Raw genomic sequence first — 19737 nt, 5'->3', positions numbered from 1 at the left:
TAAAATGTCCCAATCTAAAACAATACGTGCTTTAGCTGTTCACGCTCCCGGTGCGCCACTTTCTGCTTTTGAATATGATCGAGCGTCTTTAGGTGCTGATGAAATCGAAATCAAAGTCGAATACTGTGCTTTGTGTCACAGCGATTTACATCTGATGGACGGCGACTGGGCATGCACTTTTCCTTTCGTACCGGGGCATGAAATCATCGGGCATATTATTCAAACCGGGGCTTCCGTTCGTGATCTGAAGCCCGGCCAGCGTGTGGGTATCGGTTGGCAATGCGGTTCCTGCGGGCTATGCGAAGTTTGTACCACCGGTCGTGCTCATCTGTGTGAAGTCGGAAAAAAACGAACCTGCGTTAATCAATACGGCGGATTTGCCGAATACGTGCGCGCGCATCAGCATTTTGTTTATCTTATTCCCGAGACGATGCCGTCTGTTCATGCTGCGCCACTTATGTGCGCGGGGCTTACGGTTTTTAGTGCCTTGCAAACGTGGGTTACTCCGAAAACAAGACACATCGGGATTATCGGTATGGGCGGGCTAGGGCATCTTGCCGTCCAATTTGCGGCGCGTATGGGAAGTAAAGTCACCGCGTTTGATCTGTCTGAGGACCGCCTTACCTTAGCGAAAGAATTAGGCGCACATCAGGCGGCTTTAACAGACTCTGCACCAAAGGGTACGTTTGACCTGATGATCGCAGCAACCGCCGCTTCGCTGGACTGGAATCATTGGTTGCGGCATTTGACTTGGGGCGGCGTATTGTGTTTGTTAGGCTATCCTGCTGAGGAAATTCGCATTTCTCCGGATATACTGCTTGACGGTCAAAAGATCGTAACCGGCAGTGTGGTCGGAAGTCCTGAGACCATGCGAACGATGCTGGATTTTGCCGCACAACATCATGTACGTCCGATGGTCGAAGAACTGCCTATGAAACAGGCACAGGAGGCTGTCGCCAGACTGCGAGCAAATAAAGTACGCTATCGTATGGTTCTCAAAGCCGACTGGGAATGATCAGGACTTTTGCTTGCCATTCACCTCAAACCCTCTTATTTTCACGCGCATTTTTTGAAACATGCTACCATCGATGAATTTTTGGTAAACGACATCCTTTAACGTGAATGAAAAAAATATGATATATCCCGTGATTATGGCGGGCGGATCGGGGACCCGATTTTGGCCTCGCAGCCGGGCGCATCGTCCCAAGCAACTGCTGAATATTTTCGGCGAACATACGATGATACAACATACGGTAAACCGTATCACTTCCATCGCAAAACCGTCTGAAATTTTGGTTGTGACCAATCAGGCGCAGGCATCCGAAGTGCATCGCCAATTGCCGCAATTGCCTTCGCCGAATATTCTCGTAGAACCGGTGGGTCGTAATACGGCTCCCTGTATCGGCCTTGCCGCGCTCCATGTGATGGAAAAAGATCCGAATGGTGTGATGGTAGTTTTAGCCGCCGATCATCTTATCACACCGGATGACGTATTTTGTAAAACCGTTGAGGCCGCGGCTGAAGTAGCACTTCGCACGGAGGCGTGTGTGACGATCGGGATTGTACCTACGCGTCCGGAAACCGGCTACGGTTATATTCAATTTATAGAAAACGAATCGCTCGAAGCCCGCGGTGAAAAAGCTTATCGGGTGAAAACCTTTGCCGAAAAACCGAACCTTGAAACGGCGAAAAGTTTTATTGCGACCGGTGATTTTTTGTGGAATAGCGGGATGTTTGTATGGAAAGCCTCGACAATATTACGATTGATCGAAATGCATCTTCCGGAACTGTATGAAGGCCTTGTAGAAATCAAACCGACGATCGGTACAGCGGATTATACGGCAACAGTAGATCAGGTCTATCGTCGTATCAAGGGTATATCTATAGATTACGGCGTGATGGAACACACTAAAGAAGTTTATGTTCTCAAAGGTCATTTTCGCTGGAATGACGTCGGAAGCTGGGAAGAGGTGTATCAGCTTTCAAATAAAGATGAAAATGGTAATGCGGTCATCGGTCAAGCCGTTTGCATCGAAGCTAATAATTCATTATTATTCAGCCCGGGAAAAACGATCGCGCTTGTCGGAGTCAGTGATTTGATCGTTGTTGAAACCGAAGATGCTTTGATGATCTGTCCGCGTGATCGTGCCCAGGATGTAAAAAAGATAGTAGAAACACTGCAGGCGCAGAAAAAAAACGAACTTTTATAAGTAGCTCATGAAAAAAGAAAAAATACTCGATACGTTAGAAGATATTGCTGCGAAGCTAGGACTGAAGGTGCGGCATGAAAAAGGCGATTTTGCCGGAGGCATGTGCGTCAAAGATGATACGCAGTGGATTTTGCTCAATAAACGTCACATGATTGATCGCCGGATCAATATTTTAGCGCGAGAATTGGCTCCTTTCGATCTTACGGGTATCGAAGTGCCTAAGCCGGTTATGACCATCATCGAGAGCGAGCGCAAACGCGCAACGCAGGATGAATTGGAATTGACAGATTCGGAAGAATAGCCGGAATAAAATTTTTCATTTTTATGAAACCTCTTTGTTGAAACGAAGAGGTTTTTTTGTCCGTTGATTTGAATGGTTGATTAATTAGAATACGTTGCTCGTAGAGTAGAGATTCGTATTGAGTCGAACAGTGCTCATCTCGGTATGTCTCGCTTTGCTTAACTACTAGACGCCGCGCCTGTGGCATATCAATCGGAAAAAATGTATAATTGCAGCCATGAATGATATTCTGGAACATAAACTCGAACACTTACCCAAAACGCCGGGATGTTATCTTTTTAAAAACGGTGAAGGTAAGATCATATACATCGGCAAGGCCAAAATTTTAAGAAATCGCGTGCGCCAGTATTTTCAAGAAGGAAAACGCGATGATACTAAAGTAGCGGTCATGGTTTCCAAAGTGGTTGATCTCGAGATCATTCAAACCGATTCGGAAATCGAAGCGTTGATCCTCGAATCCAATTTGGTCAAAGAACATAAGCCCCGTTACAATATCGAACTTAAAGACGATAAAAGTTTTCCCTACATCAAAGTTACGGATGAGATGTTTCCCCGCATCTATGTAACGCGCGAAAAAGAGCGCGGCGGCGGAAAATTTTTCGGTCCTTATACAGATGTGAAAAATTTGCGGCACACGCTCAAAACACTCCATCGCATTTTTCCGATTCGAAGCTGCCGGCATTATTTCACACCGGAATTGGTAGAATCCAAAAAAATCAAACTCTGTCTCGACTATCATATCAAAAAATGCGACGGTCCCTGCCAAGGGTTCGTCACTAAAGAAGACTATCGCGCTGTCGTTGATCAAATGACGCGTTTCCTTAACGGCAAAACCGGTGAGTTGATTCGCCAACTGAAAGTCGCCATGCAATCGTATGCCGACGCGATGAAGTTTGAAGAAGCGGCGCGTTTACGTGATCGGATTGCATCTATCGAAAATTATACGGCCGCGCAAAAAGTGATGTTTGAAGATATGGCTGACCGGGACATAGCGGCGGTAGCGATCGAAGCGGATGATGCGTGCGGCGTTATATTTAAAATTAGAGACGGTAAACTGATCGGACGCCAGCATTATTATTTCAGCCACGTCACGGATAAAGCGCCGGAAGAAGTGCTCGAATCGTTGCTTCAGGGATATTATATGCAGGCGGATTTTGTACCCCGGCATATTTATTTACCGCAGGCGCTGTCGGAGGAAAATGCACTGACCACCTGGCTAACGCAAAAATCCGGTGAACGCGTCGAATTGGTCGTACCTAAAATCGGTGAAAAACATAAACTCGTAACCATGTGCGAGCGCAATGCGGAACTTCTTTTAGGCGAACTTAAACTCCAGCGTCTCAAAGCCAAAGAGCAATTCGTACCGCGCGTACTCGAGAGTCTCAAACGCGATCTGTCCTTACAACGTATTCCGCGGCGTATCGAATGTTTTGATAATTCCAATATTCAAGGTACGGATCCGGTGGCTTCCATGGTGGTCTTTGTGGACGGCAAACCGAAAAAAGGCGATTATCGAAAATTTAAAATCAAAACGGTGGAAGGCCCGGATGATTTTGCCAGTATGCATGAAATCATCACACGCCGTTATCTGCGCGTACTTGAGGAAGGTTTGGATTTTCCCGATCTGATCGTCGTGGACGGCGGAAAAGGGCAGTTGTCAGCTGCGGTAAAAGCGTTGGAAGCACTTGGCATCGTCGTTTCGCGCGCGGGATCGGAGGGGCAGGCCATCGTCGGTTTGGCCAAACGCCTGGAAGAAATTTTCATACCGGATGTGCATGATGCGATCATGATTCCCAAAACGTCCTCGGCCATCAAACTTCTACAACATGTGAGAGACGAAGCGCATCGGTTTGCCATTACATTTCACCGCAGTTTGCGCGATAAGCGCACATTGGTATCGGAAATTGATCAGATCGAAGGTGTCGGCGAAAAGCGGCGTACGTTATTGCTACAACACTTTGGTTCCGTTCAAGCGTTATCCGAGGCCGGACTGGAGGAAATCATGCTGGTTGAAGGCATTCCCGGCGATGTGGCACGCCAAATCTATGCGTATTTCGAAAGCCGTGACGACGAAGAAAGTCATTGAAGAAAGGCCTCCGACGCTGTATTATTTATATAATTAACCATAATCGGAATAGACACAGGTATGAGTGAATTTTTAGAAACCCTCGCCAAACGGGTATTGGTATGTGACGGAGCGATGGGTACGGTTTTGTATGAAAAAGGAATTTCATTTGATCACTGTTTTGATGAGATCAATTTATCTCATCCGGAAATGGTACGTGCCATACATGAAGCTTATATTGATGCCGGGGCGGACATTATCGAAACCAACACGTTTGGCGGTAATCGTTTTCGTCTGATGCATCACGGCTTAGAAGAGAAAATTCAAGCTGTGAATGCCGCGGGGGTTCGTATTGCCGTGACGACGGCTAAATATAAAACAGAAGCGTTGGGTCGGCGTATTTTTGTGGCCGGTTCGATAGGGCCGTTGGGTAAACCACTGGAACCGATCGGAAAAATAACGCATGCCGAAGCGCGGGCTTATTTTGCCGAACAGGCCAAAATTCTAGCCGATAACGGCGCCGATCTTTTGATGATCGAAACGATCGGTGATCTCGAGGAAGCGCGCGAAGCCGTCACAGGGGCACGTAGTGTCACGGGTCTTCCCATCGTCGCGCAAATGACATTTAACGATGAAGCCAAAACGCTGATGGGTAATAAACCATCCGAAGTGGCGCGTGTACTCAAAGAAGCGGGCGCTAATGTCGTGGGTGCCAATTGTTCCGTCGGACCGCAGGCGCTGCTGGAAGTGCTGGAAAAAATAAATATCGTTCCGGATATCGGATTTTCCGTTCAGCCCAACGCCGGATTGCCGCGGCTCGTCGGTGGGAGATACATTTATTTGGCGTCGCCGGATTATTTTTCCGATTACGCCAAACTTTATATGCAGGCCGGTGCTAATATTATCGGTGGATGTTGCGGTACGACACCGGAGCATATTCGTCAAATCAAAAAAGCTATCGGCGATCAGCCGCCGAAAAAGATCGAAAAGAAAACGGTGGTCATCGAAACGGAAGAATCGTCCAAAGCCGAACAACCTACATCGCATCTACGCTCCTCGCTCATCGATAAATTTCGCGATAAAAAATTTGTTATCAGCGTGGAATTGGATCCGCCGCGTGGACTGAATTACGATAAGGTCATCGAAGGTGCGGTAATGTGCCGCCGGCATAATGTGGATGCCATCAATATTGCCGACAATCCGTTGGCGAAAGCCGGAATGACGCCTTTGGCTATGGCCGGGTTGATTAAACAAAGCGTTCAGATCGAAACGATATTACATTTTTCGTGCCGTGACCGTAATCTGATCGCCATGCAGTCCGAACTGATGAGCGCGCACGTCATGCACATTCGCACGATACTCGGCATTACCGGTGACCCGCCGCTGGTCGGTGATTATCCCAACGCCACAGGGGTTTTCGATGTGGATTCGATCGGCTTGATTAATTTGATTCGCAATCTGAATAACGGCATTGATTTAGCCGGGAAATCCATCGGTTCGCGTACTAATTTTTTTAAGTCGTGCGCGGTTAATCCGACAGCCGTAGATATGGCGCGCGAGTATGACCGGTATGATCAAAAAATCGCGTCGGGAGCGGACTTTGCAATGACACAGGTTTTGTATGATCTCAAGCCGCTGGAAGATTTTGCCGAAAAATACAAAGGCAAAATCCCGGTTCTTTTGGGTATCATGCCTCTAAAAAATGCCAAACATGCGAATTTCATGCATCATGAAATTCCGGATATTACGATTCCTGAAAATATCCGGGAACGTATGACTAAAGCCGGCGACCGCGGGCAGGAGGAGGGCGTTTTGATAGCCAAAGAATTTCTTCGCGAAGCGAAGTCTATGGTGGACGGCGTCTACATAATGCCGCCATTTAATAAATTTGAAATGGCGTTCGATGTGCTGGAAGTTTTGTAAAATACTATATCTATGAAACCCACAGAAATCAAAACAGAGATAGGCCGCTCCGAAGCAACCCATCGCCAGTCATCCCGGAGTGCATTGTGGCGTAATATGCTGGCGGCCATGCGACCGTTGCATTGGATAAAAAATATTTTTGTTTTGGTACCGCTGCTGTTCTCGGCTTCGGAATGGACGTCTGTTCAGATAGTGTACATTTCGGCAGCCTTTGGTTTATTTTGTTTGGCGGCCAGTGCCGTATATCTTTTTAATGATGTGGTGGATCGGGAAGAAGATGCGCGTCATCCGTCCAAACAGCTTCGGCCCATAACGCGCGGCCTGGTATCGGTGCATGATGCGCTTTTTATGGCGACGATACTGGCGTTCGCTTCCATCGGGGGAGCGTATGCACTCGCACCGGCGTTGGCCTATGTCATAGCGGGATATGTGGCGCTTAATATCGGTTACACCTGGTTTTTGAAACGATGGGTGATCGTGGACGCGGTGGTCATCGCTTTGGGTTTTGTGATTCGTATTTGGGCGGGCGCTGCCGCTGTGAATATACCCACCGGGACGTGGATGCTGGTTACTACCTTTTTTCTGTCCGCGTTAATCGCATTTAGTAAACGCCGTTATGAGATCGTCTATGACGGTACGGAAGCGTTTCACACCCGCGGTTATACACCGTATTTGTTAGACATGCTGATTTTATTATCGGCCGCGTCGGTTATCGGTTCATATGTTTTTTATATCTTGGCGCGGGGAACCTGGCAACACGAATATATTATACTCTCTACGGTCTTGGTCGTGTTTTACGGCACGATGCGTTATATCTACGTGATACACCGCAATGAGGAACGCCTCGATCATACCCGCTTAATACTCTCAGATCGTCCCTTAATGGCCGCAGTTATTTTATGGACGGCGCTGATGATGGTCGCTATTCACCGCGTGGCATTGCCCATAGGACTATAATGGGATCACCGATACGTCACATTTGGTTTTTTAATCCGCCCGGCGCACTTTTCCAACGTGGCGAAGACCGTTGCCAAGCGAATGTGGAGGCCTCTTCGGCGGTTTCGCTTCGAGCACCCAACGATCTGGCCTACATGGCGTCCGTTATGCGTGCGGCAGGCATCCGTTGTGCGATTACCGATTTTCCGGCCGAAGGCTGCACATGGGATGATTTTGAAAAACAATTTTCTGCGCTCAATCCGGATCTTGTCGTGATGAGTATCACCAACGCTACGCTGCGCGACGATATGGAGGCATTTCGCCGAATTAAAAAAAATAATCCTTCGGTAATTACTGTCGCCAAAGGCGCTTGGTTTTGGGCGGGCGATTTGCGTGGTCTGTCTGAACCTGTTTTCGAGGCGATGGACTATGCTCTTGTCGGTGAAGCGGAAACAGAAATAAAAGGATTGGTCGAAGGTTTACACGCGCATACAGCGCCCGAGGATATTCCCAATATTATATTTCGTTTGCCTGACGGTACATGGAAGCGCACGCGCATCGAAGCGTTTGAAACCGATCTGGATGCCATACCGTTTCCGGCAAGAGATTTGCTAAAAAACGACCTGTACGTCCGTCCGGATACCGGTGAAGCGCAGGCTACGATTCAAACCGCACGAGGTTGCCCGTCGCAGTGTGTATTCTGTTTGACGCCCGCAATTTCCGGTGCACGCGTCCGTTCGCGTTCCCCGCAAAATATCGTAGATGAACTGGAGGAATGCGTTACTCGCTATGGTATTCGCAATTTTTTTTTCAAAGCCGATACGTTTACGATCAATAAAAAATTTGTTATCGCACTGTGTCAAGAAATTCTTCGTCGTAATCTGAACATTGCCTGGGTGGCCAATAGCCGTGTAGATACCGTGGATGAGGAACGTTTGGCATGGATGAAAAAAGCCGGTTGTTGGCTGGTCGCATTCGGTTTTGAAAGCGGCAACGATGACGTCTTGAAAAAAATGAAAAAAGAAGCCACGGTCGAGGATGCAAGACGTGCCGCGGCTTTAGTTCGGCAAGGCGGCTTAAAGATGTACGGATTTTTCATGATCGGACTTCCGTGGGACAATGATCAAACCATCCGAGACACAATCGCGCTGGCACGGGAACTGGCTTGTGATTTTTATGAAATCCACTTAGCCACACCCTTTGAAGGAACGGAATTATATACGATCGCTCAATCGATGGGTTTGCTTACTTCGGCGCCGCTCGGTCACGACTATTTTGCGGATCCGGCGTCCGGCAGTCTCTTTTTATCACGGGATCAGTTGGTCGAATACCGGAAATCGGGTTTAAGAAGTCTGTATCTGTCGCCGTCCTATATTTATAAAACAGCACGGTCGGCCAATTCGCCGAAGGTATTATTGAATTATGCGCGCTACGGTGTACGTCTTTTTAGAAATTTACTGAAGGCCTGACGCATGCACGATCATATTCAGAAAAAAGTTCACAAATTGCGTGATGAAATCAATCGTCACGATTATTTGTATTACGTGCTTGGGCAGCCGGCGATCACGGATGAAGCGTACGATAAACTAATGCGTGAATTAAGTGAAATTGAAACGCGGCATCCGGAATTGGTGACCCCTGATTCGCCGACGCAACGCGTGGGTTCGGATTTGACCAAACATTTTCCGACGGTGCGCCATCACCAACCGATGATGAGTCTCGGTAATACCTACAGCCGTGAGGAACTTTCCGATTTTGACCGCCGCGTGCGGGAGGGGCTTGAAGGGGCATCATTTGAGTATGTTTGCGAACTCAAATTTGACGGCGTTGCCATGAGCCTGATTTACGAATACGGTCACTTCGTACGAGGGGTTACGCGCGGGGACGGAGAAAAAGGCGAGGACGTCAGTATCAACCTCAAAACGATTCGTTCGATCCCGCTGCGATTGGATGCGACCAATGCGCACCTGGAACATATCGAAGTGCGCGGGGAAGTGTTGATGTTGCGCGAAGATTTCATCAAAGTCAACGCACGGCGTACGGAAGCAGGTGAACCGCCGTTTGCGAATCCGCGCAATCTGTCGGCAGGAACACTCAAATTGCAAGACCCGCGTTTGGTAGCGGCCCGTCCCTTGAAGTTTTTTTCATACTACCTGCGTGAACTGGGCGCTGAAAAAAAATTGCTTTCGCATTCGGAGAGCCTGACGGCGTTGGAATCGCTCCATTTTCCCGTAATGAAAACATATCGCGTGTGCAAAACACTGGATGAAGTATTTGCGTTTTGCGAAGAATGGGAAGCCAAACGCGACACCTTACCTTTTGAAATTGACGGCGCGGTGATCAAGGTTAATGCCTTTCGTCAGCAGGAAACGTTGGGTGCGACAGCCAAATCCCCGCGTTGGGCCATTGCGTATAAATTTAAAGCACAAAAAGTCGAAACCCGCGTACGTGATATTGTATTGCAAGTCGGACGTACCGGTACGGTTAGTCCTGTAGCGGAATTGGAACCCGTATTTCTAGCCGGCTCCACGATCAGCCGTGTGACTTTGCATAACGAAGATTTTTTGCAGGAAAAAGATATTCGTATCGGCGACACCGTGCGTATCGAAAAAGGCGGCGATGTGATTCCCAAAATCACCGAAGTGGTTTTTGATAAACGCCCTGCGGAAGCTCACGTATTCCGCTTTCCCAAAGCGTGTCCGGTTTGCGGTGAACCTGTCGTCAAAACGGAAGGCGAGGCGGCATGGCGTTGTGAAAACATCACCTGCGATGCACAGATCAAAAAACGTATCGAACATTTTTGTTCGCGCGATGCGATGGATATTGAAAATTGCGGTGAAGCCGTTGTTGCGCAATTGGTTGATGCCGGGTGTATTCATGATTTTGCGGATTTGTATTACCTTCAAAAAGAGGCGTTGCTTGCGTTGGAACGCTGGGGTGAAAAAAGTGCGACCAATTTGATCACGGCTATTGAACGCAGTAAACATAATTCACTTGAGCGATTGATCTACGGCATAGGCATTCGTTTTGTCGGCGAAGAAAGCGCCAAGGATTTAGCCAAACATTTTAAATCCCTCGACGCACTGCGCCAAGCGGATGTAGAAACACTCACGGCCATCGAAGGTATCGGTGAACGCACGGCGCTGAGTATTAAACAGTTTTTTGACAGTGCACAAAACCGCAAAGTGCTGGACAAACTGACGCAAGCGGGCGTACAGACGATTTATATTTCATCCGCTGTAGAATTACCCTCGATATTTAGCGGAAAAACATTTGTACTCACGGGGACGTTGCCTTCACTTGGCCGCAATGACGCTAAAAAAATGATCGAAGATCGCGGCGGAAAAGTATCGGGTTCCGTCAGTAAAAAAACGGATTATGTTTTGGCCGGTGCGGAGGCGGGTTCCAAATTAGATAAAGCCAAGGAACTGAATGTTCCTGTGATAGACGAGACAGAATTCCTTAAAATGATCAGCGAAGCCCAATGAAAAGAACATTGACATTAAAATGGTTATCCGTTCTGTTAATTGGGTTGATCACGGCCCCGCTTTTGCTATCAGTGCATGATGAACAATCCTACAAAATATCGCCACGTCTAAAAGCTGTTCTCGCCGATTCGGAACCGGAGACTAACGTGCACGTGTGGATTTATTTTACGGATAAAGGTCAAACGGCGTTGCCAAAATTCAACTCTGAATCCTTGGGGATATCGCCGGAGGCGGTAATGCGCCGTCAAAAAAAGGGAACGCGCCATGCGACGGATGAAGCCGATTGGCCGGTAGAAACTTCCTATATCGAATTACTTCGTCAAGCCGGTGTACAAATTCGTCATACATCGCGTTGGCTTAATGCCGTGAGCGCCGAAGTGCCGGCCAGGCGTATTCTTGAAATTACCGAATGGTCATTTATCCAACGGATTGACCGTATCCAGCGCATGAAAAGAACAAAACGTATTGCCGAAACAGAAACTAAGCCCATGCCGTTGCCGCTTTCCAAAAAATCAACTTTGGACTATGGCGCTTCCCTCGCTCAATTGAGTCTGCTAAAAGTTCCTGAAGTCCATCAATACGGTTTTGCAGGCCAAGGAGTTACGATCGCTGTTTTTGATGCCGGTTTTGATAATCTGAGCCATGAAGTTTTTTCCAAAATGATCAGCGAAGGACGATTGTTGGCCGATAGTGATTTTGTCAACGGGGATGACGATGTCAGTGATGAAGGTGATTTGGGCGAAGGGAGTCACGGTACACAAACGCTTTCGACGATGGGGGGCTATAAACCCGGCCAATTGATCGGACCGGCTTATAAGGCTTCGTTTTTACTTGCTAAAACAGAAAATACCGAAAGCGAAACGCCGGCGGAAGAAGATAATTGGATTGCCGCTATCGAATGGGCAGAGCGTCGGGGCGCGGATATCATCAGTAGTTCGCTGGGGTATATTCAGTTTGACGCGACATGCTGCAATCATTATGATTCTACGGATTACAACTGGCAATGGATGACCGGCGATTCGACGCGCATTACGCAGGCGGCCAATATGGCTGTGGCCCGTGGTGTGATCGTGGTCAATTCCGCGGGTAATGAAGGCGATGCGACGGTCGTGATTAAAAATACTCTGGGTGCGCCATCGGACGGCGATAGTGTGATCGCCGTCGGTGCGGTTAATACTTCCGGAATACGTACTTCGTTCAGTTCGGTAGGGCCTACTACGCACGGTGCGATCAAACCCAATGTCATGGCGACGGGATCGAATGTACGTGCAGCGGGTTCGACGACAAATACAAGTTATGTCGGTGTTTCTGGAACGTCCTTTGCGTGCCCGCTAACGGCCGGCATTTGTGCGATGCTATTGTCCGCACATCCGGATCTAACTCCTGCGCAAGTGCGGTATGCTTTGCAAGCTACGGCAGATCGTGCCGACAATCCGGATAATCATTACGGCTACGGTGTCGTCAATGCGTGGGATGCAATTAATTATTTTGGTCAAATCGATAGCGGCGGCATACTTCCGGACAAATTTAAACTCCATCAAAATTCACCTAATCCTTTCAACCCGCAAACAACGATTCGGTACGATGTACTTAGGGATGGGTATGTTGCCATCATCGTGTACAACATGCTGGGCCAACGTGTACGAACGCTGTACGATGGATTTCGTTCGCAACGACGAAACTATGAAGTGCAATGGGATGGTCGTGACGAATCCGGACATCGCGTAGCGTCGGGAGTATATTTATACAGGCTCACCGCCGACGGGTTTAGTCAAACCAAACGCATGTTACTGGTGAAATAAAATACTTAGTGAAAAAAACAGACTAATCAATAAATTTTACCTGTTTGTTAAAACGGATTTTCAAACCTTGGACATTTCGTCGGAGTAACGCATGAATATTGCCGTAGCAATGCTGGTTTCACTCGGTGCATTATGGTTGGCTTACCGTTTTTACGGTAGCCGTGTTGCACAGTGGTTGGGTGTAGATGTATCTCGACCGACCCCCGCGCAGCGGGTAAATGACGGTGTTGATTTTGTTCCGACCAAACCTGTCGTATTACTCGGGCATCATTTTGCATCCATTGCTGCGGCCGGGCCGATCGTAGGTCCGACGATGGCTTTGTTGTACGGCTATATGCCGACGTGGTTGTGGATTATTTTAGGTGTGACGTTTATCGGCGCGGTGCATGATTTTTCAGCGTTGTTCGTCAGCGTTCGTGAAGACGGGCGATCCATCGCGGAGATTGCCAAACGTACTCTTGGAAAAACCGGATTTTTGTTTTTTGTAGCGTTTGCCATATTGCTCTGCATTCTCGTCTGCGCGGCTTTTTTACAATTGACCGCCGTATCCCTCACGTCGCTGTACCCCCTAAAAGAATTTGGCTTACCGGAAGATCAGAATATTTTAAAAACGGTTACGGATAATGGCGTTTTAAAAGGTGTCATCGGCGGCATCGCATCAACTTCGGTGATTGTTATGACCTTAGTTGCGCCATTGATCGGATATCTTCTCTATAAAAAAGAATCCGGTATTTTATCGGTCAGCTTACTGGCTTTTATTTTTTGCTTTGTTTCGGTTTGGGTAGGATTTGTTTATCCCGTGACACTTGATCCTAAAATTTGGATGATCGTGATCTGCGCTTATTGTTTTATCGCAGGTTGGATTCCGGTTTGGCTTGTTTTGCAACCGCGGGATTTTACCAATGTACAGTTGTTATACTTCGGTATTGTCGTAATGGTTGCCGGTATTATCGGAAGCGGCTTGGCCGGTGTAGTGATCGACGCGCCGGCGTTCAATTTTTCCGCAGAATCATTTCAGGCGCTTGGTTATATGTGGCCGTTTCTTTTTGTGACAATTGCCTGCGGTTCGGTATCCGGAGCGCATGCCCTGATCGCGACCGGTACGACATCCAAACAAATAGGCAGCGAAAAACATGCGCCGATGATCGGTTACGGTGCGATGCTTCTGGAAGCGTTGTTGGGCATTTGCGTGACACTCATCATATTGGGCGGGCTTGGTTATACGGATTATCACGACATCGTCTGGCCGCATGACGAATTTGGAAACCCTAAAGCCGGTAATGCGCCATTAGCGTTTGCCGTCGGCGTAGGGCATACTTTAGACAAAGGGCTTGGTATTTCGGTGGTGTACGGTACGGTATTTGGTATTATTCTGCTCGAGGGATTTCTGGTCACAACGATAGATACCATCGTGCGTCTGACACGTTATCTTTTTGAAGAATTGTGGCTCACGTTGATGGAAAATCCCCATCCGATATTTCGTAATAAATTTTTTAATACGTTGGTACCCGTGATCGGCATGATCGCGCTTGGTTTTACCAATGCATACACCGCGATTTGGCCGATTTTTGGTTCAGCCAATCAACTGCTGGCGGCGCTTACACTGACGGCTATTACCGCATGGCTTATACAGAAATCGCGCCCATTTTGGTTTACGGCGATCCCGGCGATTTTTATGTGCCTTACGACCATTACATCGCTTTCGCTTTTATTTAAACGCTATTTGGATGCACGCAACTGGGCATTGACGATCGCCGATGCGATACTGTTGCTGCTCACGGTGGGTGTCGTAATAATGACTTTCCGTTATTTTTATAATTTACGTAAGGAACTCAGTTCCAAAAAATCCGTATGAGACGGGATATGAAAAACTATTTACTGTTTTATATCATTCTTACGCTCACCGGCGTCGTATCGGCACAAACAGGCCTTGCCCGGCGTCAGGCGGATCAGCTCTACGATCGGGGCGATAATTTTCACGCTATGGAAGCGTACAAAAATTTGCTCAATGATAATCCCAATGATCCGGAGTTGAATTACAATGCCGGCAATGCGCTGTACCGTTTGGAGCAGTATGACGAAGCGATCAAATTTTATCAGCGCGCATTGGAAAACACGAGCGATGCCGATCTCAAAAATAAGATCGCATATAACATGGCGAATATTCAATACAAGCAGAAAAAGCTTAAAGAAAGTATCGAGGGTTACAAAAACGTTCTGCGTAAAAATCCTGATGACGCCGACGCACGAAAAAACTTAGAATACGCGTTGAAACAAATGCAGATGCAGCAACCGCCGCCTCAAAAAAATCAGGATAAGAATCAATCCAAGCAGGAAAAAAAAGAACAGGATCAAAAAAATCAGGACGATCAAAATCAACCGCAGGATGAAAACAAAGAAGAACAGCAAAACGACGAACAACAAAATAAGAAGAAGTCCGATCCGAATAAATCCGGTTTGACCAAAAAAGAGGCTGAAAAATTACTGGATGCGCTCAAAAATCAGGAAAAAGATTATCAAAAAAAGAAAATAAAAGATAAAGCCAAGTCGGATTCCGAGACGGAAAAAGATTGGTAATTTTGTATATATTAATGAACAACGAGGCCTTTTGTCTTATACTTCGATACAGTTAACTTTTGCCTGGAGTGTTTTTTTCCTCATCGTGATTGTCGGACTTTCCGTCGGATTATCCGCTTGGCTCTACCGTGAAACCATTCCTCCCGTGTCTCAAGTTCGTCGCCGGATTCTTATAATTTTGCGCAGCGCGGCTTTTGCCATTGCTTTTTTTATTTTATTTGAACCCATACTTGATTTGCAGTACGAAGAAAAAGAAAAACCGATAGTTGCGGTATTGATTGATGCGTCCGAAAGCATGAGCATTCGCGATGCGCAAGGTGATCGCCAACAGCAACGGCGCGGCGTACTCGATCATCGTATGTGGGCGGATCATGCCGATGCGTGGGATATCAGATATTTTACCTTTAGTGATCGTTTATATCCGTCCGATCATAAGCCATCCGATACGCTAGCCTTGACAGGCCATGCTACCGATATGCGTACCGCGCTGGAGCAAACCCAATCGCTGTTTATAGGCAAACACCTGGCCGCGTATGTAATGATAACGGACGGCCAATACAATATCGGCGGCGATCCTGGTGGATTTGCTCAAGTATCCGATGTACCGGTTTTTACGCTTGGTATCGGCGATCCAGCGGAATCTCGCGACGTAGCCATTGTTCAAATTTCACACAATGAAACCGCTTATCTGGGAGCGACGATCCCGGTAACCGTGACGCTTTCATCGTACGGCTATCAGGGAAAACGTATTGATGTCGAAATTTTGCACAACGGAAAGCGCGTGCAAAACAAAATCGTTGTGTTACCGGAAGACGGAGCGCTGACGCAGGTGACGATGGATGTCATACCCGATGAAATTGGTGATCAGAAATATACGGTGCGCGCAAGTCCTTTGCTCGGCGAATTATCCGATCGGAACAATCAACGCGCCTTCGTCATACGTGTTCTCAAAAACAAAACATCCGTTACACTGATCTCCGGAGCGCCCGGTCCGGATCATCGTTTTATTTACAGCGTCCTTATCGAAAATCCCAATTTGGACGTACGTGCGTACGTCGAACAAAAAAACGGGACGCTAACCGAGTTGGAACAACCGCCCGGGCGAACGTCACCGACGGAAGCGGATGTTTATATTTTTAACGACTATCCGACGAACACTTCCGATCCTTCGACGTTACAACGCTTTCTGCAGGACATATCCGATAACAATCGCAGTGCAGCCATATTCTTCGGAATCTATATCGAAGTCGGGCGATTACAATCCATTCAGTCGCGACTTCCCATCAAAGCTAAACCGGACGCGAGTTTGCAGGAATCCTCCGTCTTTATCGGTATGAGCGGATCGGCCAGCCAGAGCACGATCGTGGCCGTTTCCGACGATCCGGGAGAGACCATGCGACAGTGGGCCGATCTGCCACCGGTTTGGATCAGCCGTTATGCTGTGGCGGCATCCGAAGAGTCGGATGTTCTTGCGCGGGTAGATATGTCGCGAGCCACGAATACCTTGCGTTTACGAAACGATATTCCGCTGCTGATAACCAAACGCTTGCGGCAGCAAAAAACATTAGCCTTTACGGGCTATGGATTCTGGAAAGCGGATTTTATTATCAAAGGTTTAAATAAATCGAACGCGGTATATCCTGCGTTTATTCAACAAAGCGTACAGTGGCTTGCGGCCAAAGATGATACCAAACCGGTCATCGTGCGCGCAGGCAAATCCGTATATCGCAGCGGTGAAGCGGTGATGCTCACAACGCAGGTATATGATGAACAGTTTCGCCCGATAAGCGATGCGAATGTGAATGTGACTTTGCAGAACGGCAGCGCGAGCCATATGCATGCGATGCAGCCGCTCGGAAACGGAAGATACGAAATAACGTTGGACGGCTTAATGCCGGGGGATTATCCTATCACTTCTTCGGCGGAACGTTTTGGTGCATTGATTGGCACGGATAAAACCGCTGTCACCGTTGAAGCATTTAGCCTGGAAATGAGTTCGACAGCGATGAATGCGCGGACACTGCAGACCATCGCATCGGCCTCCGGCGGGCGTTTTTTTGCCTCATCCGGTATAGATTCACTTGCCGGTGTGATGAATTTTCAACCGTTGATTTTCGAACGCGAAAAAAATATTCCCGTCTGGAATGCCGCGGCGCTTTTGATTTTGATCATCCTTTTGCTCAGCGCTGAGTGGTGGATTCGCAAACGCAGCGATATGTTATGAGGGTTCTTTCAATTTGATCCGTGCATCTACGATTTTGCAATCTTCGGATTTTTCAAATACCATCAGCGGATTGACATCCATTTCAGTGATCGCTTCCACGTCCGTGACCAATTGCGAAAGCCGTTGCAGATATTCGACGACGGTTGCGATGTCCGCCGGTTTTTCACCGCGGATACCTTGCAACAACGGATAACTGCGCAAGGACTCGATCATCTCCCGCGCATCGATATCTGTCAAAGGTGCGATTTTAAACGCGACATCTTTCATCACCTCGACGTAGATACCTCCGAGGCCGCACATGAGCACCGGGCCAAACTGAGGATCGCGGCTCATACCGAGTACGATTTCTTTACCGCCTTTAACCATTTCTTGTACCAGCATGCCTTCGATTTTGTCTTGCAGATGGTGCGCCGTAAGATTTTTGATGATCGTCTGATAACCGCGCTGTACATCGGCTTCGGTACGCAGGTCTATGATAACGCCGCCTACGTCCGTTTTGTGTACGATCTGGGACGAATGCACTTTGAGTACGACGGGCTTATTGAGTTTTGCGGCAAAGGCTACGGCTTCGGCTTCCGTTTTGACGATCGTACTGGAGGCCGTGCGCAATCCGTATGCACGGAGAATACCGAATACTTCGTCTTGCGAAAGATACGTTCTTCCTGCGGCATAACAGTCGCGAATGATTTTTTCGACTGCGGCTTTATCAACTTCAAATTTGCGCAGCGTACCTTCCTGCTTAAGCCGCCATTTACGGTGTTCATTCATCGCCGCTAACGCCAACGCCGCCGATTCAGGGAATGTATAAGTCGGAATATCGTGTGTACGCATATAGCTGATGTGAATTTTTTCCTGGCTCATACAACAACTGAGCACGGTTTTATCGGGGAAACGTTTATTGATCGCGACGATTTGTTCGGCCACGTCGCGCAGAAACACTGTGATCGGTGGAACAAAAATTGCCAGTACGCTGTCCACATTAGGATCTTTGCAGATAATATCAAGCGCTTTGCCGTAGATCTGCGCGTCACCGCCGGCCGTCGTATCCACCGGATTATTAACACTGGCTTCCGGTGAAAGAATCTGACGTAGCGCAGTTTTGGTTTGTTGTGTAAACTCGGCCAATTTTAGTCCGTTGCTTACGAGCGCATCCGTGGCCATGATCGCCGGTCCGCCGGCGTTACTCAAAATCGCAACGCGATCACCGTGCGGCAGCGGCTGCTTGTCAAAAGCCATTGCTACATCAAAAAGCTGTTCGATGGAGGATACGCGCATCACGCCCGATTGGCGAAACATCGCGTCCACGATCGTGTCGGAACCGGACAAGGCGCCGGTATGAGACGATGCGGCACGCGCTCCCGCCATGGTACGTCCCGATTTGACGGCCAATATCGGTTTGAATCGCGTAATACTGCGCGCTACTTCGATAAAGCGCCGGGGATTGCCGAAACTTTCAAGGTACATCAATATCAGTTTAGTGCGCGAATCATCACGCCAGTATTCCAAAAGATCATTGCCGGAGATATCCGGTTTATTACCGATGCTGGCAAAATTGGAAATGCCCAGTTCAAGCGATTCGGCGTTTTCGAGAATGGCTACGCCGAGCGCGCCGCTTTGGGAAATGAATGCGATATTACCGGAGCGCGACTGGGTCGGCGAAAACGTAGCATTGAGATTGACGTGTTCATCGGTATTGATCACGCCCATACAATTAGGGCCGACCATACGCATATCGTATTTTTTTATTTTGGCCATGAGTTGATCTTCAAGTGCCGCACCTTCCGCGCCGACTTCTTTGAATCCCGCCGTGATGACGATCAGACCTTTGATTCCTTTGGCCGCGCATTCGTCCACGACGCCGAGTACCAGTTGTTTGGGCACGGTGACGATGGCTAGATCCACTTCGTCCGGAATATCTTTGACGGTCGGATAAGCTTTGATACTATGTATGGCCGGTGCATTCGGATTGACGGGATATATCGCGCCGGTGAAACCGCATTCGATGAGGTTATGAATGATTTCATGGCCGATAGTTTTGCTTTTGCGCGAAGCGCCGATCACGGCGACGTTGCGGGGTTTGAATATAGCGTCAAGAGCGTGCACGTTTTTTTCCTTTGCGGGTTGTAGTTTTATCAGTAATTTGAACCGCAAAAAATATATGCATTCCGGCGGCAAAATACATGAGCATTGTCATGTTTACTTTTATGCGAT

General features: G+C 48.0%; 13 protein-coding genes. 12 read left to right on the top strand and 1 reads right to left on the bottom strand.

All coding sequences use genetic code 11. The features are described from left to right. The first annotated feature begins 4 nt into the window (after positions 1–4). The 12 genes from HUU58_08185 to HUU58_08130 all read left to right on the top strand — a co-directional run bounded on the left by HUU58_08185 (position 5) and on the right by HUU58_08130 (position 17526). The gene (locus tag HUU58_08185) at positions 5–1015 is read left to right on the top strand and encodes an NAD(P)-dependent alcohol dehydrogenase (protein ID NUN45649.1); all 1011 of its coding nucleotides are present in this window, start codon (positions 5–7) and stop codon (positions 1013–1015) included. A 118-nt stretch (positions 1016–1133) separates the two neighbouring features. Then, a complete protein-coding gene (locus tag HUU58_08180) occupies positions 1134–2210 on the top strand; it encodes an NTP transferase domain-containing protein (GenBank protein ID NUN45648.1) in 1077 nt (358 codons plus the stop codon). 7 nt (positions 2211–2217) lie between these two features. After that, positions 2218–2511, top strand: coding sequence for a hypothetical protein (locus tag HUU58_08175; protein ID NUN45647.1), 294 nt, complete (start codon positions 2218–2220; stop codon positions 2509–2511). Positions 2512–2728: 217 nt separating this feature from the next. Next, a complete protein-coding gene (locus tag HUU58_08170) occupies positions 2729–4597 on the top strand; it encodes an excinuclease ABC subunit C (GenBank protein ID NUN45646.1) in 1869 nt (622 codons plus the stop codon). Between the two features lie 60 nt (positions 4598–4657). After that, positions 4658–6499, top strand: coding sequence for a bifunctional homocysteine S-methyltransferase/methylenetetrahydrofolate reductase (locus HUU58_08165; protein NUN45645.1), 1842 nt, complete (start codon positions 4658–4660; stop codon positions 6497–6499). A 12-nt stretch (positions 6500–6511) separates the two neighbouring features. Further along, positions 6512–7456 (top strand): UbiA prenyltransferase family protein, encoded by a 945-nt coding sequence (locus HUU58_08160; GenBank protein ID NUN45644.1) that lies wholly within the window; start codon positions 6512–6514, stop codon positions 7454–7456. Continuing rightward, positions 7456–8904, top strand: coding sequence for a radical SAM protein (locus tag HUU58_08155; GenBank protein ID NUN45643.1), 1449 nt, complete (start codon positions 7456–7458; stop codon positions 8902–8904). The genes HUU58_08160 and HUU58_08155 overlap by 1 nt, the downstream gene beginning before the upstream one ends. A gap of 3 nt (positions 8905–8907) precedes the next feature. Further along, the gene (ligA, locus tag HUU58_08150; protein NUN45642.1) at positions 8908–10923 is read left to right on the top strand and encodes an NAD-dependent DNA ligase LigA; all 2016 of its coding nucleotides are present in this window, start codon (positions 8908–8910) and stop codon (positions 10921–10923) included. Next, positions 10920–12725: a S8 family serine peptidase gene (locus HUU58_08145; protein NUN45641.1), complete on the top strand. Its 1806-nt coding sequence runs from the start codon at positions 10920–10922 to the stop codon at positions 12723–12725. The genes ligA and HUU58_08145 overlap by 4 nt, the downstream gene beginning before the upstream one ends. Before the next feature lie 91 nt (positions 12726–12816). After that, positions 12817–14580 carry a carbon starvation protein A gene (locus tag HUU58_08140; protein ID NUN45640.1) on the top strand — a complete coding sequence of 588 codons (1764 nt, stop codon included), beginning with the start codon at positions 12817–12819 and terminating at the stop codon, positions 14578–14580. 8 nt (positions 14581–14588) lie between these two features. Next, entirely contained in the window at positions 14589–15302 is a 714-nt protein-coding gene (locus HUU58_08135) for a tetratricopeptide repeat protein (protein NUN45639.1), read from the top strand. 31 nt (positions 15303–15333) lie between these two features. Beyond that, positions 15334–17526 (top strand): hypothetical protein, encoded by a 2193-nt coding sequence (locus HUU58_08130; GenBank protein NUN45638.1) that lies wholly within the window; start codon positions 15334–15336, stop codon positions 17524–17526. Here HUU58_08130 and HUU58_08125 read toward each other — a convergent pair. After that, positions 17521–19629, bottom strand: coding sequence for an acetate--CoA ligase family protein (locus HUU58_08125; GenBank protein ID NUN45637.1), 2109 nt, complete (start codon positions 19627–19629; stop codon positions 17521–17523). The two genes, HUU58_08130 and HUU58_08125, sit on opposite strands and share 6 nt — an antisense overlap. Positions 19630–19737 lie beyond the last annotated feature (108 nt).

The organism is bacterium (genome assembly GCA_013360215.1).
Taxonomy (GTDB): domain Bacteria; phylum CLD3; class CLD3; order SB21; family SB21; genus JABWCP01.
This window is presented reverse-complemented; position numbering and strand designations above follow the sequence as displayed.